The sequence below is a fragment of the Sphingomonas sp. GW821-FHT12D09 genome (assembly GCF_058807215.1).
In genome coordinates this window covers 530,802-554,422 of record NZ_JBXAQL010000001.1, presented here as the reverse complement: position 1 = coordinate 554,422, position 23,621 = coordinate 530,802, and the positions used below count along the sequence as shown (strand labels likewise).

20 protein-coding genes and 1 tRNA gene are annotated in these 23,621 nt (G+C 67.0%); 6 read left to right on the top strand and 15 right to left on the bottom strand.

From position 1 onward, the window contains the following. Positions 1 to 124: 124 nt before the first annotated feature. Positions 125 to 2,194 (top strand): M13 family metallopeptidase, encoded by a 2,070-nt coding sequence (locus AC1RPL_RS02680; RefSeq protein WP_493067708.1) that lies wholly within the window; start codon positions 125 to 127, stop codon positions 2,192 to 2,194. 51 nt (positions 2,195 to 2,245) lie between these two features. Here the strand turns inward: AC1RPL_RS02680 and AC1RPL_RS02675 are convergent, their stop codons facing one another. Beyond that, positions 2,246 to 3,064, bottom strand: coding sequence for a helix-turn-helix domain-containing protein (locus AC1RPL_RS02675; protein WP_493067707.1), 819 nt, complete (start codon positions 3,062 to 3,064; stop codon positions 2,246 to 2,248). Between the two features lie 117 nt (positions 3,065 to 3,181). Between AC1RPL_RS02675 and AC1RPL_RS02670 the strand changes: the two genes are divergently transcribed. Beyond that, positions 3,182 to 3,490, top strand: coding sequence for a DUF1579 family protein (locus AC1RPL_RS02670; protein ID WP_493067706.1), 309 nt, complete (start codon positions 3,182 to 3,184; stop codon positions 3,488 to 3,490). Then, positions 3,487 to 3,702, top strand: coding sequence for a hypothetical protein (locus AC1RPL_RS02665; RefSeq protein ID WP_493067705.1), 216 nt, complete (start codon positions 3,487 to 3,489; stop codon positions 3,700 to 3,702). The genes AC1RPL_RS02670 and AC1RPL_RS02665 overlap by 4 nt, the downstream gene beginning before the upstream one ends. 138 nt (positions 3,703 to 3,840) lie before the next feature. On the opposite strand, the gene AC1RPL_RS02660 is transcribed toward AC1RPL_RS02665, so the two are convergent. From AC1RPL_RS02660 to hppD, 4 genes are all read right to left on the bottom strand, one after another. Continuing rightward, a complete protein-coding gene (locus AC1RPL_RS02660; protein WP_493067704.1) occupies positions 3,841 to 4,992 on the bottom strand; it encodes an isovaleryl-CoA dehydrogenase in 1,152 nt (383 codons plus the stop codon). 79 nt (positions 4,993 to 5,071) lie between these two features. After that, complete coding sequence (locus tag AC1RPL_RS02655; RefSeq protein WP_493067703.1) at positions 5,072 to 5,425, bottom strand: Rieske (2Fe-2S) protein; 354 nt, start codon at positions 5,423 to 5,425, stop codon at positions 5,072 to 5,074. A gap of 152 nt (positions 5,426 to 5,577) precedes the next feature. Beyond that, on the bottom strand, positions 5,578 to 6,855 hold the full coding sequence (gene hmgA / locus AC1RPL_RS02650) for a homogentisate 1,2-dioxygenase (protein ID WP_493067702.1): 1,278 nt from the start codon (positions 6,853 to 6,855) through the stop codon (positions 5,578 to 5,580). A gap of 209 nt (positions 6,856 to 7,064) precedes the next feature. Continuing rightward, positions 7,065 to 8,102 (bottom strand): 4-hydroxyphenylpyruvate dioxygenase, encoded by a 1,038-nt coding sequence (gene hppD / locus AC1RPL_RS02645; RefSeq protein ID WP_493067701.1) that lies wholly within the window; start codon positions 8,100 to 8,102, stop codon positions 7,065 to 7,067. Positions 8,103 to 8,300: 198 nt separating this feature from the next. Between hppD and AC1RPL_RS02640 the strand changes: the two genes are divergently transcribed. Beyond that, positions 8,301 to 8,588: a hypothetical protein gene (locus AC1RPL_RS02640; protein WP_493067700.1), complete on the top strand. Its 288-nt coding sequence runs from the start codon at positions 8,301 to 8,303 to the stop codon at positions 8,586 to 8,588. A 1-nt stretch (position 8,589) separates the two neighbouring features. Here the strand turns inward: AC1RPL_RS02640 and AC1RPL_RS02635 are convergent, their stop codons facing one another. Together AC1RPL_RS02635 and AC1RPL_RS02630 are read right to left on the bottom strand one after the other, a co-directional pair. After that, positions 8,590 to 9,936, bottom strand: a complete 1,347-nt coding sequence (locus AC1RPL_RS02635; RefSeq protein WP_493067699.1) for an FAD/NAD(P)-binding protein — start codon at positions 9,934 to 9,936, stop codon at positions 8,590 to 8,592. Between the two features lie 16 nt (positions 9,937 to 9,952). Next, entirely contained in the window at positions 9,953 to 10,219 is a 267-nt protein-coding gene (locus AC1RPL_RS02630) for a DUF6356 family protein (protein WP_493067698.1), read from the bottom strand. A gap of 269 nt (positions 10,220 to 10,488) precedes the next feature. On the opposite strand from AC1RPL_RS02630, the gene AC1RPL_RS02625 reads away from it, so the two are divergent. Both AC1RPL_RS02625 and AC1RPL_RS02620 read left to right on the top strand, forming a co-directional pair. Then, on the top strand, positions 10,489 to 12,054 hold the full coding sequence (locus tag AC1RPL_RS02625) for an MFS transporter (RefSeq protein WP_493069069.1): 1,566 nt from the start codon (positions 10,489 to 10,491) through the stop codon (positions 12,052 to 12,054). Continuing rightward, entirely contained in the window at positions 12,051 to 12,515 is a 465-nt protein-coding gene (locus AC1RPL_RS02620) for a YbaK/EbsC family protein (RefSeq protein WP_493067697.1), read from the top strand. Before AC1RPL_RS02625 ends, AC1RPL_RS02620 begins: the two co-directional genes overlap by 4 nt. Before the next feature lie 8 nt (positions 12,516 to 12,523). Here AC1RPL_RS02620 and AC1RPL_RS02615 read toward each other — a convergent pair whose 3' ends face one another. From AC1RPL_RS02615 to AC1RPL_RS02580, 8 genes are all read right to left on the bottom strand, one after another. Next, positions 12,524 to 13,555 (bottom strand): spore coat protein U domain-containing protein, encoded by a 1,032-nt coding sequence (locus AC1RPL_RS02615; protein ID WP_493067696.1) that lies wholly within the window; start codon positions 13,553 to 13,555, stop codon positions 12,524 to 12,526. Positions 13,556 to 13,595: 40 nt separating this feature from the next. After that, the gene (locus tag AC1RPL_RS02610; RefSeq protein ID WP_493067695.1) at positions 13,596 to 14,021 is read right to left on the bottom strand and encodes a MarR family transcriptional regulator; all 426 of its coding nucleotides are present in this window, start codon (positions 14,019 to 14,021) and stop codon (positions 13,596 to 13,598) included. 129 nt (positions 14,022 to 14,150) lie between these two features. Continuing rightward, positions 14,151 to 19,115, bottom strand: coding sequence for a hypothetical protein (locus AC1RPL_RS02605; protein ID WP_493067694.1), 4,965 nt, complete (start codon positions 19,113 to 19,115; stop codon positions 14,151 to 14,153). A gap of 115 nt (positions 19,116 to 19,230) precedes the next feature. Next, on the bottom strand, positions 19,231 to 20,331 hold the full coding sequence (locus AC1RPL_RS02600; RefSeq protein WP_493067693.1) for a DUF11 domain-containing protein: 1,101 nt from the start codon (positions 20,329 to 20,331) through the stop codon (positions 19,231 to 19,233). 26 nt (positions 20,332 to 20,357) lie between these two features. After that, on the bottom strand, positions 20,358 to 20,813 hold the full coding sequence (locus AC1RPL_RS02595) for a hypothetical protein (RefSeq protein WP_493067692.1): 456 nt from the start codon (positions 20,811 to 20,813) through the stop codon (positions 20,358 to 20,360). 11 nt (positions 20,814 to 20,824) lie between these two features. Further along, positions 20,825 to 21,799, bottom strand: a complete 975-nt coding sequence (locus AC1RPL_RS02590) for a hypothetical protein (RefSeq protein ID WP_493067691.1) — start codon at positions 21,797 to 21,799, stop codon at positions 20,825 to 20,827. Between the two features lie 19 nt (positions 21,800 to 21,818). Further along, a complete protein-coding gene (locus AC1RPL_RS02585) occupies positions 21,819 to 23,138 on the bottom strand; it encodes a methyl-accepting chemotaxis protein (protein WP_493067690.1) in 1,320 nt (439 codons plus the stop codon). 356 nt (positions 23,139 to 23,494) lie between these two features. Continuing rightward, a tRNA-Glu gene (locus AC1RPL_RS02580) sits at positions 23,495 to 23,569 on the bottom strand. Positions 23,570 to 23,621: the final 52 nt, after the last annotated feature.

Sequence of the window (23,621 nt, the reverse complement as noted above, 5' to 3'; positions counted from 1 at the left end):
TAGGGCATCCTTCCTGTCCTAGTTTTCCTCTCGATACACCCAGGAGACTGGCATGGGAAGGTGCTGGCGAAAAGCCCGAAGCGGGAGTAGCACCCCAGCCATACAGCAACACAGGAGAGTCGCCTTGAAGACCCATATCCTCCTTGTCGCGGCGCTGCTCGCGACCGCTGCCTGCACGCCCTCCGGTTCAGGCAGCGGCACCACAGCGGCGGCAGGCACCGGCGTCGGCGTCGACCTGGTCGGCCTGAACAAGCAGGTGAAGCCGGGCGATGATTTCGAGGAATACGCCAATGGCGGCTGGCGGACCAAGACCGGGATCCCGGCGGACCGCACCGCGACGGGCATGTTCCTCGACGTGTTCAACAAGGCCGAGGCCAACAACCGCGCGATCATCGATGCGGCGCTGAAGGCGAACGCGGCTGCCGGCACCGACCAGGGGCAGATCGCCGCCTGGTACAAGGGCTTCACCGACACGGGCGGCATCGAGGCGCGCGGGCTGACGCCGCTCAAGCCGCAGCTCGATGCGATCGCGGCGATCAAGGATCGGGCGGCGCTTTCCAAGGCGCTGGGCGGCAATGTCCGCGTCGATGTCGATCCGCTCAACGCGACCAATTTCCATACCGAGAACCTGTTCGGCCTGTGGGTGAGCCAGGCGCTCGACAAGCCCGATGTGACGGTGCCGTACGTGCTGCAGGGCGGGCTGGGGCTGGAAGACCGCGACTATTATCTCTCCGCGACGGACGAGATGAAGAAGGCGCGCGAGGGCTATAAGGCATATCTGCTCAAGATCTTCACGCTCGCCGGCATGAGCGATCCCGCCGCCCGCGCGGCGCGTGTCTTCGACCTGGAGACCAAGATCGCCACCGCGCATACCGACATCGTCGCCAGCCAGGACGTCCACAAGGCGGATAACTGGTGGAAGAAGGCGGACTTCGCCGCCAAGGCGCCGGGGATCGACTGGGACGGCTTTTGGGCCGCCGCCGGGCTTGGCGGGCAGCAGGAGTTCATCGTCTGGCATCCCGAGACGACGGTGAAGCTGGCCAAGCTGGTCGCCGGCGAGCCGATCGAGGCATGGCAGGACTGGCTGACCTTCCACCAGATCAACCAGGTCACTGCGGTGCTGCCGACCAAGTTCGACCAGGCGAGCTTCGACTTCTTCTCGAAGCAGCTGCGCGGCCAGCAGGTGATGCGCCCGCGCGACAAGCGCGCCATCGCCAGTGTGAACAACAATCTCGGCGACGCGGTCGGCCAGCTCTATGTGAAGGATTATTTCCCGGCCTCGTCCAAGGCCGACATCCAGAACATGGTCGCGAACATCAAGGCGGCGTTCGACAAGCGCGTCTCCGGGCTCAGCTGGATGGACGAGGCGACCAAGGCCGAGGCGCGCAAGAAAATCGAGACGATGCGCGTGGGGGTCGGGTACCCGGAAACCTGGCGGAATTACGGTTCGCTCGAAGTGAAGGCCGATGATCCCGTCGGCAATCTGCTGCGCGCCGACCTTGCCGAGACCAGGCACCAGCTCGCCAAGATCGGCAAGCCGGTGGACAAGGGCGAGTGGTGGATGACGCCGCAGACGGTCAACGCGGTCAACCTGCCGCTGCAGAACGCGCTCAACTTCCCGGCGGCGATCCTGCAGGCGCCCTTCTACGATCCGGCAGCGGATGCGGCGTCGAACTATGGCTCGATCGGCGCGACGATCGGCCATGAGATCAGCCACAGCTTCGACAATACCGGATCGAGCTTCGACAGCGCCGGCAAGCTGCGCAACTGGTGGACGCCCGAGGACCTTAAGCACTTCCAGGCGGCGAGCGCGGCACTGGCGGCGCAGTACAGCGCTTACGAAGTGCTGCCGGGGCTCAAGCTCAACGGCAACCAGGTGCTGGCCGAGAATATCGCCGATGTGGCGGGGCTGACCGCGGCCTATGAGGCGTATCACGCGTCGCTGAACGGCAAGGAAGCGCCGGTGATCAACGGGCTGACCGGCGACCAGCGTTTCTTCCTCGCCTTCGCCCAGAGCTGGCGCGAGAAGCAGCGCCAGGAAGCGTTGCGCGCCGAAGTGGCGACCGATCCGCACGCGCCGGGGCGCTGGCGCGCGCTGACCGTGCGCAACCTGGACGCCTGGTATCCGGCGTTTAACGTCCAGTCGGGCGAGAAGCTGTATCTGGCGCCGGACAAGCGCGTGAAGATCTGGTGATAGGGTCGGGTCCTCGAGCGTGTCTCGGGGAGGCGGTCCCGCGTTCGCTGCTCAGGTAGCGTGCCCGGCCAGCCGCGCGCAGACCTTGGCGGTGTGCGCATCGGCAGGGAAGGCGCAGTCGATACGGATCTCGTCGAGCGTGACGTCGCGCGGGGCGGCGAAGGTGGTGATCGTCTCGAAGAAGCGCAGCGGCCCTTCGGGGCTGGCAAAGGCAAGGGTCACGATCGGGGCGGGCTCGGCGGCGATGTCGCGGACCCGCCAGCCCTGCGGGACGTCGGGATAGGCGAGCACCTGGTCGAGCAGCGCGCGGGCGCGTGCGTCGAAGGGAGCGGCGACCAGCTCCTCGTGCAGCTGGCGGATGAAGCGCGCGGCGACTTCGGGCCAGTTGAGGATCACGCGGCGGAAGTCGGCGGGGTCGAAGATCTGGTGGAGCAGATTGGCGTGGACGCTGGGCCTGTCGCCCATCACCAGCGTGTTGATCCGCACCGCGGCTTCATTGGCGCCGAGCACGTCGAAATGCCGGTTGAGCACGAAGGCGGGATAGGGCTCCTGATGCTGGAGGATCAGGTCGATCGCCTGGCGCATATGCTCGAGCGCCGGGGTGGCGAGCGGGCTCTCCGGGTGATGGGGGGCATAGCCGGCGGCGAGCAGCAGGGCGTTGCGCTCGCGCAAGGGCACGCGCAGCGCATCGGCAAGGCGGGCGACGGTGTCGCGGCTCGGCCGGGACTTGCCCGTCTCGATGAAGCCGAGGTGGCGGGTGGACAGCCCCGCTTCGAGCGCGAGGTCGAGCTGGCTCATCCGCCGCGCGCCACGCCATTCGCGCAGCAGCACGCCGAGCGGGGGGCGGTCTTCCTTCGCTGCCGGTGCCATCCAACCCTCCTCCCCGCACGATAGCGGATGATGCGGGGTTTGGAACAATGACCTGCGAGGTAGTTGATCCTGCGCGCGGGCAGTTGCCAGATGCTCCGGCCTGTCGAGGAGCCGAGAATGCGCATTGCCCTGATCCTGCCGATCGCCGCCCTGATGCTCGCGCCAGCCCAGGCGCAGACCGCGCCCGATCCCGAGCACGAAGCGCTTGCCCGCCTGGTGGGTGAATGGTCGGTGCGCCAGTCCTTCTGGACCGCCCCTGGCGCCGCGCCCAAGGTCGACCTAGGCAGCGCCAGCTTCGCGGTGGTGCTCGGCCGCCAGCTGCGCCAGACCTTGCGCATTCCGGACCCGGCCAAGCCGTTCGAGGGGCTGGGCTATATCGGCTATGACAACGCCACCGGGCGCTATTTCAGCACCTGGATGACGTGAACTTCCCCGGGCTGATCGTCGCCGAGGGCGGGCGGGATGCCTCGGGTGTCTATGCGTTTCGCGGCAGCATGGCGGTGGGGCAGGGCAAGCGGGCGATCCCGGTGCGCGAAGTGCTGCGCATCGCCGATGCCGATCACTTCACCTATGAGTATTTCGAGCCGCGCGACGGCAAGGAGATGCTGATGGTGCGGCTGGAATATAGCCGGCGGTGAGAGCTTGCCCCCGCTTCCAAGGGAGCGGGAAGGGGCCCGCGAGGCGAAGCCGAGTGGGAAGGGTGAGGGTGATCTTGCCTCTCGAGCCTCAGCCTTCCGCGCCTTCGCGCTCCTTCCCTGTCCCAATGGGAGAGGGAATTAGTTTCCGATCAGCTCGCGGCCGATCAGCATGCGACGGATTTCATTGGTGCCGGCGCCGATGTCCAGAAGCTTGGCGTCGCGGGCGAAGCGCTCGACCGGCCAGTCCTTGGTATAGCCGGCGCCGCCCAGCGCCTGGATAGCCTCGAGCGAGACCTTCACGGCATTCTCCGACGCGAGCAGGATCGCGCCGGCGGCGTCGAAGCGGGTGGTACGCCCTGCGTCGCAATTCTTCGCCACCGTGTAGACATAGGCGCGAGCGCTGTTGAGCGCGACGTACATGTCCGCCACCTTGGCCTGCATCAGCTGGAAATGGCCGATCGCCTGGCCGAACTGCTTGCGCTCGCGGATGTATGGCAGGACCACGTCGAGACAGGCCTGCATGATGCCGAGCTGGATGCCGGCGAGCACGGTGCGCTCATAATCGAGGCCGCTCATCAGCACGCCGACGCCGCCGTTGAGCGGGCCCATCACCTGCTCCTCGGGCACTTCGCAATCGTTGAACACCAGCTCGGCGGTGGGCGAGCCGCGCATGCCCATCTTGTCGATCTTCTGGCCGATCGAGAAGCCGGGCATGTCCTTCTCGATCAGGAAGGTGGTGATGCCGCGCGAGCCTTCCCCGGTCTTCGCATAGACTACGAGGGTGTCTGCGTAAGCTGCGTTGGTGATCCAGAATTTCGTGCCGTTCAGCACATAGCCGCGGTCGGTCTTCTCGGCGCGCAGCTTCATGCTGACCACGTCGGAGCCGGCACCGGCCTCGGACATGGCGAGCGAGCCGACATGCTCGCCCGAGATCAGCTTGGGAAGGTATTTCGCCTTCTGCTCGGGGTTCGCCCAGCGGCGGATCTGGTTGACGCAGAGGTTCGAATGCGCGCCGTAGCTCAGGCCGATCGAGGCCGAGGCGCGGGCGACTTCCTCCTGCGCGACGACATGTTCGAGATAGCCCAGGCCCAGGCCGCCAAACTCCTCCTCGACGGTGATGCCGTGCAGGCCGAGCTCGCCCATCGCCGGCCACAGCTCGTCGCGGGGGAACCAGTCCTCGGCGTCGATCCTGGCGGCCAGCGGCTCGATGCGGTCCTTGGCGAAGCGCTGCGTGGTCTCGCGGATCATGTCGGCGGTTTCGCCGAGGCCGAAGTCGAGATTGGGGTCCATGGGCTCTCTCCGAGATAGTCAGTAGTGCTGACCTATTTGCGCTTCTAATCCCGCATTTCGAGTGAGGGCGCAAGGGCGATCAGGCGGTCACGATCCTGCCCTCGACCACCGTCACCGGCCAGGGGCGGAGCCGCGCGCCGGTGCACGGACCGCCGACGCAGACACCGTCCTCGATCCGGTAGAGCGCGCCGTGCCAGCTGCACTGGATATGGCTGCCATCGGGGGTGAGATAGTCGTCGAGCGTGTTGGTGAGCGGCAGCGCCATGTGCGCGCACAGATCGACATAGCCGCGCACGGCCTCGCCCTGGCGGACGACGAAGCCGTGGAAACGGCCGGCGCGCATCTCGAGGACGAAGTTGCGGGCGGTGCCGTCGGGGATCAGGTCGATCGGGCCGAGGGTTACGTTGGGGGGCGTGGCGGTGAGGCGTTCCACTTAATTCCTCCCCCAGCTCGCTGGGGGAGGGGGACCGCCGGCGCAGCCGGTGGTGGAGGGGCGCGGCGGGTTACCGCCGCGTTCCGCGCCGGCCCCTCCACCACTCGCTTCGCGAGCGATCCCCCTCCCCGAGGCAAGCTCGGGGAGGACTTTCATGGAAGCTTCGCCTTCGGGAACCCCTCCCAGGCCGCGTCGTAATCCGGCTGGGCGCGGTCGAGGGCGTAGCGCGTCGGTTTGTACGGCCAGCAGGTCTCCACCATGAAGGCCATCGTGCCGTCGATCTTGTGCGGCTTAAGGTCGGCGTTCGACGCGCCCTGCCAGCTGGCCACGTCGGGGCCATGGCCGGCCATGAGATTGTGGAGCGACAGGCCGCCGGGGGCGAAGCCTTCGGCCTTGGCGTCATAGGCGCCGGTGATCAGGCCCATTGCCTCGGACATGATGTTGCGGTGGAACCAGGGCGGGCGGAACGTGTCCTCGGCGACCATCCAGCGCGGCGGGAAGATCACGAAGTCCGCATTGGCGCGTCCGGGCCCATCCGATGGGGAAGTCAGGACGGTGAAGATCGAGGGATCGGGGTGGTCGAAGCTCACACTGTTCATCGTGTTGAACCGGGCGAGATCGTAGCGCCAGGGGGCCAAGTTGCCATGCCAGGCGACGACGTCGAGGGGGCTGTGGTCGAGTGTCGTGGTCCAAAGCGAGCCAAGATGCTTCTGGATTACCTCGAAACGCTCGTCGCGATCCTCGAACCAGGCGACGGGGGTCTCGAAGTCGCGCGGGTTGGCGAGGCCGTTGGCGCCGATGGGCCCAAGGTCGGGCAGCCGGAACAGCGCGCCATGGTTCTCGGCGACATAGCCGGAGCCCAAGCCATCGGGCAGCAATGCACGGAAGCGGACGCCGCGGGGGACGAGGGCGACCTGGCCGGGGGCGATGTCGATCTTGCCCAGCTCGGTGAGGAGCGTCAGGCGGCCGGCCTGGGGAATGAACAGCAGCTCGCCGTCCGCGTCGAAGAAGACGCGGGTCTCCATGTCCTTGTTCGCCGCGTAGACATGCACGGCGACACCCTCGAGGTCGGCGGGGTCGCGGTTGGCGAGCATGGTGGTCATGCCGTCGATCAGGTCGGTGCCGGGGGCGGGCGCCTCGACGGGGTTCCAGCGCAGGCGGTTGGGGGGCAGGGGATCGTCCACCGTGCCCGGGGCGAAGCGCGCGGCGCCTTCGTAGCGGATGAAGGGCGGATGCTCGGCGCTCGGGCGCAGCCGATAGAGCCAGGAGCGGCGGTTCTCGTGGCGCGGCGCGGTGAAGGCGGTGCCCGAGAGCTGCTCGGCATAAAGGCCGAAGGCGGGCCTCTGGGGCGAGTTGCGGCCGACCGGGAGCGCGCCGGGCACCGCTTCCGTCGAGACATGATTGCCGAAACCGGGGAAATAGTCGGGCATGCGCCGTTCCCTAGACCTTATTGGCTTTTCGGTGGAGTTGGATGAGGGGGCTGCCCTGCGGCGCCCCCTCATCCTTCTGCGGCTTTAGGGCCAGGTTGATCCCGGCTCCCCTCTCCAAACTCAATTTCGTCATCCCGGCGGAAGCCGGGATCTCAGGCTGCATGCGAGCGGCCCGTGGCACGAGACCCCGGCTTTCGCCGGGGTGACGGCTATGCGTCAACCTTAATTACTCCGCGGCGAATCTGGTCCAGCTCGATGCTTTCGAACAGCGCCTGGAAGTTGCCGTTGCCGAAGCCTTCATTGCCCTTGCGCTGGATGATCTCGAAGAAAATCGGACCAAACATGTTCTCGGTAAAGATTTGCAGAAGAATGCCCTCGTCGCCGACATTGCCGTCGATGAGAATGCGGTTCTTGCGCAAACGTTCCAGGTCCTCGCCGTGCCCGGGCACGCGCTTGTCTACAAGCTCGTAATAGGTCTCGATCGTGTCCTGCAGCTTGACGCCGCGGGCGCGCAGGCGCTCGACCGTGTCGAAGATGTCCGGCGTGGTGAGGGCGAGGTGCTGGATGCCTTCGCCCTTATATTCACGGATGAACTCCTCGATCTGGCTCTTGTCGTCCTGGCTCTCGTTCAGCGGGATGCGGATCGCCTTGTCGGGGGCGATCATCGCCTGGCTGAACAGGCCGGTCACCTGGCCCTTGATGTCGAAATACTTCTGCTCCTCGAAGCCGAAGAGCGTCTTGTAGAACTCCGACCACACCCGCATCTGGCCGCGGCGGACATTGTGGGTGAGGTGGTCGAGCAGGTCGAGGCCGACATTGTTGGCTGCTTCGGCGGCTTCCCAGCCGTCGAACGCCGCCCAGTCGGCATAGAGGTCGATGCCGTCCTGGATGAAATAGAGGTAGGAGCCGCCGATGCCCTGGATGACGGTGTCGTCCTCATCGGTGCGCTTGGCGCCGTGCGCGAGCGCCCATTCCATTGCCTTGGCGGGATCGGAGACGCGGAAGGCCATCGCGCTGGCCGAGGGACCGTGCTCGCCGCGGAAGGAAGCGACACGGCCGGCCTCGTCGCGGTTGAGCATCAGGTTGATGCGGCCCTGCTTGTAGCGGGTGATGTTCTTGGTCGGGTGGCGGTGCGTCGGGACGAAACCGAGCATCTCGAACTGCCTGCCCATCGCCTCGGGATCGGGCGAGGTGAATTCGACGAACTCGAAGCCGTTGAGGCCGAGCGGGTTTGCAGGATCGGTCATGGATGCACGCTCCGAGAATGGAATGCGCGGGCTAGTCCGAAGTGCAGTTAGTGTCAATTGATACTAGTTATCCGAGGCCTCGCCACTTCGGAGCGGATGGCCCGGCCAATCCTCCAATTTCGATCAGACTGCCGCCCAAAGGCAAGACCAATTCCGTTAGAAAATGCGTGACGCATGCGTCGATCAAGGGAGGGTGAAATGGACATCGTGAACGTGGACGCGCCGGCAAACTGGCAGTTCCAGATCGGACCGCAGGTCGAGGGCTTCCTCGAAGGCGTGGTCAACTCGAACATGGCTAGCTTCTATGTCTCGCCGTCGCAGAGCACGTCGCTGACGGTCGCGGAAGTCTCCACCAACGCAGGCGGCAGCTGGATCCCGCTGCCCAATGCGCAATGGGTGCGCGTCGCCGGCGGTGCCAACGGCATTCAATACCGGATCAACGTGCCGCGCGGTTTTCAGCTCAAATTCGTGACTGCGATCGACTAGATTAAAGTCCCTCGCCGCCCACCCAATGCGCATTCGACAGGCGGCGCGCGACGCTCCAGGTCTGGGTGCGGATGTCGGGGACCGCGACGATTTCCCAGAAGGCGCCGCGCGTCATCGGCCCGAGCGCATAGAGCGTGCCGTTGGGCCGGCCCAGCGCATCGATCGTCTGGCCCTGATTGTCGACATCGATGCCCAGATGCGCCGCGTCGGGGCGGATCATCCCGCGCGCGGCGAGCTTCTGGAGCAGGGGCTCCTCGGTGCGGGCGAGGTCGCCCAGGGGACCAGTGCAGTTGACGATGCGCTGGGCGCTGATCGTCTCGACCGTATCGCCGCCGCGACGTCGCAGCGTCACTTCAATCCCGTCGGGCTTTTCCGTGAAGCCGAGCGTCTTGCCGGCGATCACGTCGAGCTGGCCGCGCTCGATCACCGCCATCAGGCGCGCATGGACCTCCGGCGCGAGGCGGTGGCGGTGGACGTCCCACCAGGGGCGGAGATGGCGCAGGAAGCGGCCGCGCTCGGCCTCGCTGGCATTGCCCCACATCGCCTGGGTGAAGGGGCGTAGCTCGTCGACGGCGTTGCGCCAGCCGATCGCCTCGCCGCGTTCGCGTACCGCCTGGAGCAGTTTCGAGGCGGTGGACGCGGGGCGCTCGGCGAGCTTCTGCCAGTCGCTGCCGGGCGCATGGCTGCGGGGAAGCAGGCCGCGGCGGGAGAGAGCGACGATCTTGCCCTTGAAGCCGCGCGCATCGAGCAGGAGGACGACGTCGATCATCGTCAGGCCGGTGCCGATGACAAGGACGGTGTCATCCGGCCCCAGTCCCTCGGGCACGCTCGCGTCCCAGGGGTCGCCCTTGTAGCGCGTGGCGGAGAGCTTCTCGGGGTCGAGGCCGGGCGGATCGTGCGGGGGCAGGTTGCCCACTGCCAGCACGGCGGCGTCGGCAGTGATCGTGCGGCCCTTCAGGCGCAAGGTCACGCTCTCGGCGAACTCCAGGTCCTCGACTTCGTCACGCAGCAGCTTCAGGCGGTCCGGATGTTCGAGCAGCGCAGCGTCGAGCAGCTCGCGCAGATATTCGCCATAGGTGACGCGTGGGATGAAGGCGGCGGGCGCATTCTCCACGCCCCGCGCTTCAAGCCAGCGGACGAAGTGCGAAGGATCGTCGGGAAAGGCGCTCATATTCGCGGCGCGGACATTGAGCACATGGCTCGGATGCGCGGCGCCATAGGCGAGGCCGAGGCCCGCCACCGGCGCGCGCTCGATCAGCGTGGCGCGGGGGCCTTCGTGGCGGAGCAGGTTGATCGCCTGCAACGTGCCCGAAAAGCCCGCGCCGATAATGGCGACGTGCTCGATCATTCTCGCGACCCCCCGCTCAGATTTCGTATTCGATCTGCCACTCGGGCTGTTCATAGGCAGGGCTGCGCGTCGCCATGCCAGGCTGGCGGGCGAGCATCTGGCTGTAGAGCCGCTTCACTGCGTCGCTCGCCGTGCGGGCGAACAGGGCGGGAAAGACCGAATGCACGACGCAGGCCGCGCCGCCGACGATCATCGTGAAGCCGAATCGCGCGGCGGTGGCGGCGTGCTCGCCATAGCTTTCGCCAACGGCGCGCGGGTGGGACAGGAAGAAGCGGTCGAACATGGCTGTCGTTTACGCTGCAAGCGCGAGCGTGTGAAGTACAGCTTTTGCGCGCCCAAGCCTGGCTTTGTTTGCAATGCGCACGCGCATCGCCGAACAAGGGCCTAGGCGCGCCGCAGAGCACGCGAAGCGATGGGGGTTCCAATCACAGCACGACTGTGGTCGGTTAGCGCTAACAATATTAAGGGGAAGATCGCTTGAGCCAGGACCTGACGTCCGACACCTCGTCGGCGCCCGCGGGCGAACATCATGTAGCCACCGGCAAAGAGAAGATGGTGATCGCGGCATCGTCGCTGGGCACCGTGTTCGAATGGTATGATTTCTACCTCTACGGGCTGCTCGCGACGACGATCTCGGCGCAGTTCTTCGCCGGCGTCAACGACACCACTGCCTTCATCTTCGCGCTCGCCGCCTTTGCCGCCGGCTTCGCGGTGCGGCCGTTCGGCGCGCTCGTCTTCGGGCGGATCGGCGACCTGGTCGGGCGCAAGAATACGTTCCTCGTGACGATGGGCATCATGGGGGGATCGACCTTCGCGGTGGGCCTGCTCCCCAATTTCGCCACCGCCGGCGTGTTCGCGCCGATCCTGCTGGTGACGTTGCGCGTGCTCCAGGGCCTGGCGCTGGGCGGCCAATATGGCGGCGCCGCGACCTATGTCGCCGAGCATGCGCCCAACCATAAGCGCGGGCTCTATACGAGCTGGATCCAGACCACCGCGACGCTTGGGCTGTTCGCCTCGCTGCTGGTGGTGATCGGCACGCGCTCGGCGCTGGGCGAGGCGGCATTCTCGAGCTGGGGCTGGCGCGTGCCGTTCCTCGCCTCGGTGCTGCTGCTCGGGGTGTCGCTCTGGGTGCGGCTGCAGCTCAACGAAAGCCCGGTCTATGCCCGGATGAAGGCGACCGGCAACACCTCCAAGGCGCCGCTGACCGAGGCGTTCCTCCGCTGGGGCAATTTGCGCATCGTGCTGATCGCGCTGTTCGGCGCGGTCGTCGGCCAGGCGGTGGTCTGGTACACCGGCCAGTTCTACGCGCTGTTCTTCCTCGAGAAGACGCTCAAGGTCGACGGGATGACCGCGAACGTGCTAATCGCGATCGCGCTGGCGCTGGGCACGCCGTTCTTCGTGTTCTTCGGCTGGCTGAGCGACAAGATCGGCCGCAAGCCGATCATCCTGGCGGGCTGCCTGCTGGCGTCGATCACCTATTTCCCGCTGTTCCATGCACTGACCCAGGCGGCCAATCCGGCGCTGGCGGAGGCGCAGGTCAAGGCGCCGGTACTGGTCTATGCCGATCCGGCGACCTGCTCGGTCCAGTTCGATCCGATCGGCAAGAACAAGTTCGACAAGACCGGTTGCGATATCGCCAAGTCGACGCTCGCCAAGGCGGGCATTCCGTATAGCAGCCAGGCCCAGGGCGACGGTGCGGTCAGCATCGGCGCGCAAAGGGTCGAGGTGGGCGAACTGGCCAGCTATTCGAAGCGGCTGAGCGCAGCCCTTACCGACGCCGGCTACCCCGCCAAGGCCGACGACGCGCGCATCAACAAGCCGCTGGTGATCGCGATCCTGTTCGCGCTCGTCGTGCTGGTGACGATGGTCTACGGCCCGATCGCGGGGATGCTGGTCGAGCTCTTCCCGAGCCGCATCCGCTACACTTCGATGAGCCTGCCCTATCATATTGGCAATGGCTGGTTCGGCGGCTTCCTGCCGGCGACTGCCTTCGCGATGGTCGCGGCGACGGGGGATATCTATTACGGCCTCTGGTACCCGGTGGTGGCCGCGGCCTGCACCTTCGTCCTGGGACTGTTGCTGCTCCCCGAGACCTTCAAGAAGCGGATCGAGGATTGACCGTAGAGACGGTACGCGCCTGGCTTGCCGAACATGCGCCCGATCTCACCCTGATCGAGCAGTCGGCAAGCACCGCCACGGTCGCCGAGGCGGCGGCGACGCTCGGGGTCGAGCCCGGGCGCATCGCCAAGACGCTGGCATTGCGGGTGGGCGAGCGGGTGTTGCTCGTCGTCGTCCGCGGCGATGCCCGGCTCGACAATGCCAAGACCAAGGCAGAATTCGCCGGCAGGGCGAGCATGCTCGGCGCCGAAGAGGCAGAGGCGCGTACCGGGCATCCGGTGGGCGGTGTCTGCCCCTTCGGGCTGGCGACGCCGCTGCCGGTCTATTGCGACGTCTCGCTGCGGGGATACGCCACGGTGTTCCCCGCGGCGGGATCGCGCACCGCATCGGTGGAAGTCGAACCCGAGCGGCTCGCCGGGCTGGTTTCAGAGCGCTGGGTGGACGTCTGCAAGCTCGCCTAGCGCGGGGCCTATTCCACCCGATAGGGTAGCGTGACCGTGAAGGACGAGCCTGCGGCCAGCTTGCCGCGCGGTTTCAGCCGAACCTTCTTGACCAGGCGCTGCGATACCAGGTCGCCGGCGGTGGGCACATAGGCCCAGCCGGTGCCGTCGGCATAGAAATCGACATCGTCGGCGCCGTCGCCGGCATTGGTATAGCTGAAGGCGAGGGTGGAGCTGGGCGTGCCATCGGTGAACTTGATCGGTGCCCCGGCGCTGGCGCCATCGCCTTCGAGCGCGAGCGAGGTGCCCGCGAGGGTGGGCAGCTCGACGCGGACCGTGTTGAGGTCGGTCGCGACGATGTCGGGATTGGTGACGACCACCGTCACGCGCTTCTTGGCGCCGACGATCGCCTTGGGGAAGGAGGTGCCGGCGATCGGGTCCGAGGTGGTGAGTGAGCTCGTCACCACCGTCACCGGCTTGGGCGCGACCGTAATGGTGAAGGTGATGTCCGAAAAGCCGCTGCCCTGGTCGAGCGTGCCGAGCGTGCAGGTGCTGCCCACCCACACGCCCGAGCAGAATTTCCACGCCCAGGTGACCCGGAACGCGCCGCTATAGGTGCCCGGGGTAAGCAGGGTAGTGCTCGACGGCTTGATGAAGAGCGGGATGTTGCTAGGGCTGCCGCCGAGCAGGCCGAGGATGTCGAGCACCGCAGGATTGAGGAAATTGACCGCGACGCCCGAGGCCATCGGGGTCGTGTTCGTCGCGCTGGGAAAGAGCTGGAACGTGCCATCGGGCTGCCCCGACGAGGTCAGCTTGAAGCTGTTGGCGTTGCTGATCGTCGCAGTGAGCGTGTTGCCGCCCAGCAGCGTGATCGTGCTGTTGGCGCAGTTGATCCCGCCGAACTTCTCGATCACGGGGACGGCGCCGGCCTTGATCGCGTTGGGCGAATAGCTGCCGATATTCGCGGTGGCCGGGGTCGAGACGGTGCATGCAGCGGCGGGAGCCGACCAAAGGGTCAGCGCCAGGCACGCCAGGGCGAGGCGGCGGAGCAGCGTGGTCATCGGCAAGCCTCCAGTGCGCGCGACGCGCCGCACCGGACAGTCAGCCCCGCTTGCCCATCTGCTCCATGCACTCGCGCATATGCTCGGCTCCCTCTTCCGTCAGCGAGATGAACACGCGACGCTGGTCGCGCTCGTCGCGCCGGCGATGGAGCCAGCCGCGTCCCGAAAGCACGTCGAGCCAGCGATTGGTGGTTGCGGGCGAGGTGCTCGCAAAGCTCCCCAGATCGCCGACCGTGCGCTCGAGCCCGTCGAGATAGGCCTGATACAAGCGCAGCAGAATGTCCCATGCTGGGTCCGAGAACCAGTTCTCGGGCATGAACTTGCCGCGCGCCTCGCGGACGCGGATGATGCTGTCCACCTTCTCGCGATGCGCGATGCCCTCGCGCTGCAGCATGAGGTTCGCGATCTTGCTCGGCTCGGCGGAGCGTACCGGGTTCGATTTGGTATTCTGCTTCTTCGTACTCATAGCGAACCTGCGTGCATGAATGCAGACTTAGGCTAACATAGATCAAAACGCGTCGAGCACCATAAGATGTTCCAAGGCATTCCCGAGATGGAACACGCAACTTGATCCACAATGGACGAATTGAGCGACTCACTGTCTGCCTCCGAACAAATTACCTGCCGCGCGCAGTAACGACTGGTCGAACTTCGCACGCAGTGTGAGGTACGGACCTTGCCGCGTGTAGCGCGAATCTTCGAAATCACGGTCACGATAGCCGGCGATATTATAGCCCGCGCTGAACCACAGTCCCTTGCCCGGCGAGACGCCCAGGCTGGGGCCGGCGGAGAAGGATGCGGAGCCGTCGGTCCAGCTATGCTGGACGCTGGCCTGCACGCCGATGTCGAGGTTGCGGCGGAGATCCTTGCGGACCTCGATGCCGACCACGTCGATGAACCCCTCGAGCGTCTCGCCGGCATAGCGGCCGCGCACATATTTGGCGCCGTAGTAGAAAGTCGCCTCGAAGCCGTGCGATCCCCCTTCGTCGCCCGAGCGATAGCCGAGCGCGAGGTTGTTGATCGCGCGCAGCGTGGCGAGCGACCCCTGGGCGAAGCTGGGGACGGTGAGCACATTGTTCTCGCTCACGCCCTGGTCGGCGGTCTCGTGGCGCAGGGTGAAGCGCTCGAGCAGCGACCAGTGGCTGTCCGCCGGGCGCAGCGCCAAGGCGAGGTCGCCGGTGGCCGAAACCACGGAGCGGCCCCTGCTGTCGGTCGTGCGATAGGCGCGGATCGACGAGGCGAGCGTCTTGCCTTCGCCCAGAGTGCGCAGCAGGTTGCTGGTGAAGCCCAAGCGGCGCGATTCCGCCGAGGTGCGGTATTCGGCGCGGCTGTTCCACGACCAAAGCTCGCCGCGATAGCCGGCGCCCAGGGTCACGGCGACGAAATCGCCTTCGCGGACATTCTGGCCGAGGATCGAGTTGCCGATCACCGGGTTCGACAGGCTGTTCTTCGGTACCGCGCCCGAGATGGTCTTGCTCGAATCGAGCGTCGCGTCGATCGTCCAGTGCTTGCCCAGCGGCAGCGACTGGCTCAGCCCATATTGGGCGAAGGCGCGGCGACCATTCTCGCCCGTCGCCTGACCAAGCGCCTGCTGGTTCAGCGTCGACATCAGCCGCGCGCCGGACCAGGGTGAAACTTCGAAGCCGATGCGCGCATTATGCGCCAAATAGCTGTCACCCTTGGCAATTTCATAGCCGCCGATCAACCGGACACCGTTGCGCACGCGCCAGCTCGCGCTGATCTGCTGGCGCGCCGGGAAGTCCGCACTGTCATTGGCACCGCCGAGCGCGACCTGCGCCTGGGCAGTGATCTCGAGCTTGTTGTCCAACAGTGACTGGGTGCCGCCGACAGTGAGCAGCGTCGAGTTGCGCGTCTCGCCCGCGGCACCGCGGTCGGCGGCGAGCTGCGCGCCGGCGAAGACCAGGCTGGAGCCCTTGCGATATTCGATGCGCGCGTCGCCCGCGCTGCGGCTGGCGTCGCTGGTCAGGTCTTCCTGGTGCCAGGCGGTGAGCACTGCGGACAGGCCGGCACCGAGCTGAAGGCGCGCATCGACGCCGGCCTTGCTGGTGCCTGCCTCGCCGCCATTCTGCTGGCCGACGCCGAAGCCGCTCTCCTGGTGGCGCAGGTAGACAAGGGCATCGACCCCGCCGCCATGATGCTCGAGCTCGGCGGTGAACGCCTGGGCGGCGCGCAGCCCGTCGCGGCCGCCCGTGGCGGCTTCGGCGCGGATCTCGATGCCCTGGCCCGGCTTTGCACGCAGATCGATACCGGCAACGGTTGCGTCGGACTGGGCCTGGTCGTGCAGCACCGTTGCGCCGATCTCGACCTTGCCCTTGGCGAGCTTGACCGCGCCGCGCGCGCCCGCGGCCAGTTTCTTGCCGGCGCCATAGGTCTCGTAATCGGCGACGATGTAGATCGGGTTCAGCGCGGAATCGCGGCTGAGGATCGGCTCGCGGAAGCGCAGCGTGCCGGCGATCGCATCCACGTCATAGTCGATGTGGCGGGTGAGCAGCTTGCTATCCAGAATCCGCTCCGGGCGCAGCCGGTCGCGCGTCTCCAGCGTGATCTTGTCGCTGTTGGGCACGATGTCGCGCGCCGACAGGCGATAGGGCCCCGACAGGCCATTGCCCTGGATCTCGTCGCGGCCATAGCGATCCTCGTCGCGCGCGGCGAAGGCGCTGAACGTCACATGGTCGCCCGAAGCCTCGGCCTTCATGCCGTTCAGCGTGCGGCTGTAGCGGGTCAGGCGCGTGTCGACGAAGCCGGTCTCGAAGTCCCCGAACAGCGCGTAGAAGGTCTTGCGCTCGAGGCGCAGGTACAGCTTGCCACGGGTCGGCGCGTCATAGGCCTGCTGGCTGGCGTCGCCATAGACGGTGTAATAGCGATTGGGGTCGATCGTGCCGAGCAGCCCGCGGTCGCGATCGACGGCACGGTCGCTGTCATAGGCGAGGGTTAGCAGCCAGGAACCCTTGATCCGCCCCTTGGCGTAGAGCGCGATCTGGCCATCGGTCGTGAGGTCGTTGCGGTCGCCGCGCGGCAGGCTCTTGCTCTTCGAACGCAGCATGTCGAAGCCGGCGGTGCCGCGGGCGAAGCCGACGATCATCCAGTCGCGCACCGGGGCGGCGAGGAAGGCCTTGATCTCGCTGGTCTGGATGAGGCCCTGATCGGCGAGCTTGATCGTGATGCGCGCGCTGCCGGTCTGGGTGGTCGGCTGGAGCGCGACGAAAGCCAGGCCCTCGTCGCCGATCACGCGTGCGGTCGCCTCGGCGCGGTCGAGGCCGGCGAGCTGACGGCCCTGCTGCGCCTGGATCTCCTGCGCGGCCGCATAGGGCTGATCGACGCGGAAGGGCACGACGGTGCCGGCGCGGACCGGGCGGCCGTCGCGATCGGTGACGCGGACCGCGACCAGCGGCTTGGTCAGGCCGTCGGCGACGAGGCGCGACTTGGCTGCCACCAGCTCGGCGCGGAGCGGTACATTGGCGTAATGGACGGTGCGGGTGAGCGTGGCGACGGTCTTGCCGCCCGCGTCGAGCACGCGCGCCTCGAGCTTGTTGTCGCGCTCGGCAAGCGGGAGTCCGGTCCAGCGCGAGATCGCGACGCCGCGCTGGGCATCGGTGTCGGTGCCGTCGAAGCTAAGCGCGTCGACCGGCCTGCCGTTGACGCTGAGTGCAACGTTCTGGCCCGGCTGATGGCGGATGACTACGCGCAGCGCGGGCGAGCGCGGATTGTGGTCCATCTCGGGGAACAACCAGTCGATCCCCGGCGTGGCGCGCTCCAGCCAGTCGCTACGGTTGCCCGCCGCGATCGCGTCGTCGCCCTGGACGACGGGCAGGGCAGCGTCGGCGGCGGCCTTCTGGCCGGTCAGCACCAGCTGGAAGTCGGCGCGCTGCAGGCTGCCGCCCTGACCCTCGACGAAGCGCGAGACGTTGCTGCCGGCGCTGCGTGTGTCGCGGTCGCAGTTGGCGGGGGCGTGCGTGGCCGGGATGCTCGCCGTGTCGAGCTGGACGACGTGGGTGCCCGGGCGGATGCCCTCGAAATGATAATAGCCATTCGCGTCGGTGACGGTGAAGCTGCCATCCTCGATCACCACGCGGATACCGGCCACGCCCTTGCGGTGGCGCAGCGGATCGCCGCAGCCGCCCTCGGTCACGCGGCCGATCAGCGTCATGGCGTCAGTCATCAGCAGCTTGGTGATGCGTACCGAGGCGCTCGCCTCGTTGCTCGATCCGTTCGCGGTGGACGCGATGGCGCGGTTCACTGCTTCGCCCTGCGGCGCGCCGGGCGCGACCGAAAGGACATAGCTGACCGGCGCGCTCGCCAGCCCGGCGATCCGCGGCAGGGTGAAGACCAGCGAACGGCCGTCGCGCGAGACCTCGGGCTCGGACGCCCCGATCGTCGTGCCGGCACGGTAGCGCAGGCCGGTGGGCACGCGGTCCTCGATCCGGACTTCCCCCACGGTCGCGCTGCGCGATGTGTTGCGCACTTCGAGCCGATACTGGACGAACTCGCCCGGCGAGGCTTCGCGCACGGACGCCGTCTTTTCCAGGATCAGGCCTTCGAGCAGCCGTGTGCGCAGCAGCCGGGGATCGACGGGGATGTCGATATGCACGGGCTCGGGGTCGGCAAGCTCGAACTTGGCGCCATAGGAGGCGTCGCTGATGCGGAAAGCACCAGGCGGGCCGGTAAGGTGTGCAAGCGCATCGGGCTGGACGCTGGACGGGGCGGTATAGCCGGCCGGCGGCGTCACCTGCAGCCGATAGAAGCCCTTGGGCGCCAGCGGGAAGCGGAAATTGCCCGGCGTGAACGAATAGACCTGGCCGCTGGCGTCGGTCGCGCTGGTGCCGCTGATCACCGTGTTGGGATAGGCGCTGGTGCCGTCGTCGCCGAACACCGCAGCGGCGGGCAGGCCGGTGGCGTTGTCGATGAGCGTGACGGTGGCACCGTTGATCAACTCGCCGGTCAGCGAATCGAAGACATAGCCTTCGGGGTCGACTAGCACGTCCGCATCGGAGGAGAAGCTGTCCGCGCTGCCGTCGAACTCGACATGGATCTTCGATCCCGATGCGCGCTTGGCGATGTCACACGCCGCGAACTCGGGATGGGTGCCGGACGCGGAGACGCCGCCGGCGAATACGCCGGTGTTCTCGCCGGTCTCGGTCAGCGGCAGCTTGACCGAGAGCGCGCCGGCGGAAACGTCGATCCACGCGATTTCGCGCTTGGTCGCGTCGCGGTTCTCCGCCTGCGCGTCGAGTTCGACGATCAGCGCCTGGCCGCGCTGGATCGTCGCCAACAGGGGTGCCGCGGCGAGTTCCGCAGGCGAGACCATGCTCGGCGTGAACTGAAGGACCGGATCGGTCTGGCAGTCGAGACCGGTATATTGATAGCCGGCCGGAATTTCGTGGAACCGCATCTTGGTGGGGCGCTTGGCGAGATCTAGCGTCACGGTGTTGGACGCGATCGTCTGCGGGCCCGCAGCGGTCTGGAAGGACATGGACGCGGTGTTGCGAATCGTCTGCGCCCCCGCCGTCGGGATCGACAGCGCGGCGATGGCGAGTGCCATGGCGCGACCGAGTGCGCGCAAGGGGGAGGAGGTTCGCAGCATACAGCTTCCCGTCCGGCGCGCGGGGGTTGCCCGCGCGCCGGTGGTTGGGTCCTTATCTGGCTTCGTGTGGCGCTTAGTTGAGCGTCACGCGGAACGCGATCGACATGGAAGTGGACGCCACGATACTCGGGAGCGTCGCGTGCACCGTGGTGCCGTCGAAGGAACCGCCATACAGGTCGGTCTCGTCGGCGCCGGTGTTGTTGTCGTCTTCCGAGGTGCCGAGCAGGATGCAGGCGCCCAGGATGCCCGACGTGCCGACCGTGATCGAGCCGGGGACGAAGGTGCTGTTCGCCGGCACCACGTCGCTCAGCGCGATGTTGCTGGCCGTGCCGGGGCCGGCGTTGCTCACCTTCATGCAATATTCCACGGTCGCGCCGGGGATCGCATGCGGGTTGAGCAGCAAGTTGACCGGATCGCTGATCACGGTGGCGCTCTTCAGCATCGTCACCACGGCGGTTGAGATGTGATAGGCGTCGAACGCGCGGCCCTGGCCGTTGCGCGCAGCATCGACGAGGCCGCCGTCATCGGCGAACACGGTTTCCACCGTGCTGGGCGAATCCGCCACCAGGGTCGAGCTGGCGGTGAGGTCGGCGCCCAGGGCACCGGCGCTGCCGCCGGTGGCGACGATCGCGTTGAGCGAGACGATCGCCGTCTCGATGCCCGGCGTGTTGGGCACGTTGCCGACGAGGAAGACCGTCACGGTCGCGTCGGGCGCGAGCTCATCGATATAGGTCGCGACGTCGACACCCGCGTCATAGGTGCCGTTGCCGTTGCTGTCGACGAAGGCGCGCAGGTTGTTCATGTTGAAATTGTCGGTGCCGAGCAGCGGGATCGACACCAGCTGCTGGTCGGCCTCGAGGCGGAAATCCTGCGCCGAGTTGGTGAGGTTGGTGACGGTGAAGGTGGTCACCTGGTCGGTCGCGCCGACTGCGGTCTGCGTCGGCGCGCCGCCGACTTCGGCCACGGCCAGGTTGACCTTCTTGTCGACCACGAAGGTGGCGACGTTCGACGACACCGTCTGCGGCGTGCCGCCGACTTCGTAGCTGACGGTCGCCTGGTTGTTGACGCTGGTGCCGGCAGGGGTCTGCTGGGCCTGGGCGGTACCGGCGATGCTCACCACCGCGCCCAAGGCAGCGCTGCCGAGCAGCACGTTGTGCAACTTTATTCTATACATGACGAACTACCCTTTTGTAACTGATATCACTTGAGAATTGCGCGAAAGGCCATCTGACCCTTGGCGCCGGCGGCAACAGGCTGGGCGAGACGCCAGCGGACTACACGCACATCGGCGGCGATGGCGGGGCGAACCGAGGCGCCGCTGCGAACCTTGAGCGTGGAGAGCGGGCCGAAGGTCTGGCCATCGACCGAAAGTTCGGGCGCGGGAGAGCCATCGGCGGGACCGGCATATTGCAGCGCGGCGGGGACGGGGTTGGCGATCACCAGCCCGGTCGCGGCCTGCTTGCCGTTGTTGCGATAGTCGATGCGGTAGACGACGCGGTCGCCTGGCGTGACGCGCGCGGCGGGGACCAAGCTGACGCGCGTCGTGCCGTCGGCAGCCGAACTGCGCTTCTCGGCGAGAACGCTCGAGTGGATCTCGATCGGTGCGGCAGCGGCCGGCGCAGCGGCCAATAGGGTGAGCGAAAGGATAAGCGACATGGACATACTCCTCACTGGATCTTGACCTGGAAGCGGATGGTGCGGGTGGCGGCGCCGGAGACGTCGCCGAGGGTGACGGCGATCTGGCCGCTGGCGAAGCTGCCGGCATCGCCGTCGGCGGCGTCGGTCAGCGCCCTGTCGTCAAGCGACAGGCTGCCCGCGACATAGCTGGTGCCGGAGGGGATCGGATCGGCGACCGCGATCGCCCGCGCGATGCCGCTGCCTTCGAAGCGCGCGACGATGGCGTAGGTGATGACCGAGCCACGCACGATCATGGCGCTGCCATCGGGGGCGAGCACCGTCTGGCTCTTCTCGAGGCTGGCAGTCGGTGCGGCGCCGGCGACCAGCGAGACGCGCAGCGTCGCCTCGGCGGTGGTGGGGCCGACGATCGCGTCGGTGCCAAGGTCGCCGCGACCGGGATAAAGCGTGCCCGGCGCGCCCGAACCGGTGGCGGCGCGGGCGAAGACGCTGAGCGCCGCGCCGCTCGCCACCGCGCCGGGATCGAGCACCGCGAGCAGCGTCAGGCTCTGCTGGGGAGCGAGAAGGGGGGTAAGGCCGTCGAGCAGCGTGTCGCCGGCGTCGAAGATGCCATTGGCGTTGCCGTCGATCGCGAAGCCGCGCACCTGGCCGGAAATGCCCTCGAGCATGCCTGCCAGGACGAAGCGCTCATTGCCGTTGCCGCCATTTGTCAGCGTGAAGGGTACTGCGCTTCCCGCGCCTTCGACTGCAAAGACGCCGCCGGTAGCGGCAAGGCCGATGTCGAGCCGCTCGGCGATCCGCAGCGTTGCGGCGTTCGAGGCGATATGCGCGGGGGTGCCATCCACCTGCAGGTCGGCGCTCGCGATGTTACGCACTTCGCTGCCCGCGCGCTGCGCCATCGCCGTGCCCGCGCCGGCTAGCGTCAGGCACGCCGCGGCGACGCCCAGCGCAGGGCGGCTGAGCCGCGCGACGGGAGCGCGGAGCAGGAGGGGCGAGCCCGGGGTCATGACGTGCGGCTTCGCGCGCTCAGTGCAGCACGGCGGCGAGGCGGCGCGCAGGCTTGTGGGCCGGCGTAACCATGTCGCCGGTGCGGAAGCGCGTCGCTTGCTGGGCAAGCTCATTCACTTCGACATCGAGGTTGCGCGCGGCAGCCGAGGTCTCCTCGACCATCGCCGCATTCTGCTGCGTGGCAGTGTCCATCGTGCCCACGGCATCGGTGATCTGGCCGATCGCCAGCGCCTGCGCCTGGTTGTCGCTGGCCATGTCGCTGAGCAGCGCATGGACTTCATCGACATCGCCGGAGATCGCGGCGAGCGCGCCGTCGACGCGCTGGACCATGTCCACCGCGACCAGCACTTCGCTCTGCGTGACGGTGAGCTGCTCGCGGGCGCGCTTCGCCTCTTCCTCGGCGCGCATCGCGAGTGCAGAGACGAGGTCGGCGACGACCGCGAAGCCGCGGCCCGCCTCGCCGGCACGGCCGGCCTCGACCGCGGCGTTCATGGCGAGAACGCGCGTCTGGAAGGCGATCTTGTCCAGGCCCTCGATGACGTCATCGATTCCCTTGGCGCTCTCCGACACCCGGCCCATCGCCTGCACCGCTTCGCCGGTCACCGCACGGCCATTGCCGACCGTTGTGATGGCGCCATCGGCGCGTGCGACGGTGCGGCTCGCGGCGGCGGCGTTCGATTTCAGGCGGCTGTCGATCTGGGCGATCGCCGCCGAGGTCTGCTCGAGGCTCGCGGCATTGGCTTCGGTACGCCGTGCAAGCGATTCCGATGCGCCAGCGATCTCGCTCGATCCCGCGCGGATCGTCGCTGCGCTCTGCGTGACGGTGCCGATCAGCGCGCGCAGGCTGGCCAGCGCCTCATTGAAGCTGGCCTTGAGCGGGGCATAGTCGGCGGGATATTCTTCGGTGATGTCGGCGGTCAGGTCGCCGTCGGCGAGGCGCTTGAAGTTGGCCGTCATGCCGCGCACCAGGCAGGCGTGCTTCTCCGCCTCCTTGTTGAGCGTGATCTGTGCCTGGGCGGAGTCGCGGAAGGCGAACATCGCCTTGGTCATGCGGCCGACACAGTCGCGATAGTCGGTGAAGACGATCGGGCTGGCGAGATCGCCCGTCGCCAGCGCTTCCATGCGGAGCACGGTGGTAACATAGGGTGTCGCGATCGCCCTGCGGAACCAGGCGCCCAGCACGACGGCAGTCGCCGTCGCGACGAACCCGGTCACGAGCACGGACGAAGGGCCGGCGATCCATGCGGCGAGCGGCTGAACGGCCACCAGCGCGCACATCGCGCCGAAAGCGATCAGGAGCTTGAGCCTGATCGGAGCATGTGCGGTAAACCAGTCCATGGCAGCACCCCCGTGAAAGCCATCGAAATTCACGGTGTTGCTTGAATTGCCCCACAACACCGCGATTAAGTTGGATTATAGATACTAGGGGTCGTCACGATTCCAGTTGGCCGGCGGGATCGTGTCCATTTTGATTGGTAATTCAACTTTGCCGAGAGAGGATTCGGCCAAGTCTAGGTGTAATTACAGGGGGAGTATTTGGGCTGTATTTGCCCGGGGCGACACAGCGCGATGATGTCCCGCCAGGTTGCGGGCACGGCCATTCGGCGTCGCGCATGGACGCGGGGGAAGGACGGGTGGGCGCTGGGGAAACGGTTCGGGGAGTGCGACGACGGAATTCGTAAATCCGTCGTCGGTGGTGACCCCTACGGGAATCGAACCCGTGCTTCAGCCGTGAAAGGGCCGCGTCCTAACCGCTAGACGAAGGGGCCATGCCGAAGCGTGGAGGCGGCCAGTTAGGGAAGGATCGCCACGCGGTCAAGG

Coding starts and splice junctions, on each gene's coding strand:
- AC1RPL_RS02675 (WP_493067707.1), bottom strand. CDS start 3,064: ATGGCACCGGCAGCGAAGGAAGACCGCCCCCCGCTCGGCGTGCTGCTG.
- AC1RPL_RS02670 (WP_493067706.1), top strand. CDS start 3,182: ATGCGCATTGCCCTGATCCTGCCGATCGCCGCCCTGATGCTCGCGCCA.
- AC1RPL_RS02660 (WP_493067704.1), bottom strand. CDS start 4,992: ATGGACCCCAATCTCGACTTCGGCCTCGGCGAAACCGCCGACATGATC.
- hmgA (WP_493067702.1), bottom strand. CDS start 6,855: ATGCCCGACTATTTCCCCGGTTTCGGCAATCATGTCTCGACGGAAGCG.
- hppD (WP_493067701.1), bottom strand. CDS start 8,102: ATGACCGATCCTGCAAACCCGCTCGGCCTCAACGGCTTCGAGTTCGTC.
- AC1RPL_RS02640 (WP_493067700.1), top strand. CDS start 8,301: ATGGACATCGTGAACGTGGACGCGCCGGCAAACTGGCAGTTCCAGATC.
- AC1RPL_RS02635 (WP_493067699.1), bottom strand. CDS start 9,936: ATGATCGAGCACGTCGCCATTATCGGCGCGGGCTTTTCGGGCACGTTG.
- AC1RPL_RS02630 (WP_493067698.1), bottom strand. CDS start 10,219: ATGTTCGACCGCTTCTTCCTGTCCCACCCGCGCGCCGTTGGCGAAAGC.
- AC1RPL_RS02625 (WP_493069069.1), top strand. CDS start 10,489: ATGGTGATCGCGGCATCGTCGCTGGGCACCGTGTTCGAATGGTATGAT.
- AC1RPL_RS02615 (WP_493067696.1), bottom strand. CDS start 13,555: ATGACCACGCTGCTCCGCCGCCTCGCCCTGGCGTGCCTGGCGCTGACC.
- AC1RPL_RS02610 (WP_493067695.1), bottom strand. CDS start 14,021: ATGAGTACGAAGAAGCAGAATACCAAATCGAACCCGGTACGCTCCGCC.
- AC1RPL_RS02605 (WP_493067694.1), bottom strand. CDS start 19,115: ATGGCACTCGCCATCGCCGCGCTGTCGATCCCGACGGCGGGGGCGCAG.
- AC1RPL_RS02600 (WP_493067693.1), bottom strand. CDS start 20,331: ATGTATAGAATAAAGTTGCACAACGTGCTGCTCGGCAGCGCTGCCTTG.
- AC1RPL_RS02595 (WP_493067692.1), bottom strand. CDS start 20,813: ATGTCGCTTATCCTTTCGCTCACCCTATTGGCCGCTGCGCCGGCCGCT.
- AC1RPL_RS02590 (WP_493067691.1), bottom strand. CDS start 21,799: ATGACCCCGGGCTCGCCCCTCCTGCTCCGCGCTCCCGTCGCGCGGCTC.
- AC1RPL_RS02585 (WP_493067690.1), bottom strand. CDS start 23,138: ATGGACTGGTTTACCGCACATGCTCCGATCAGGCTCAAGCTCCTGATC.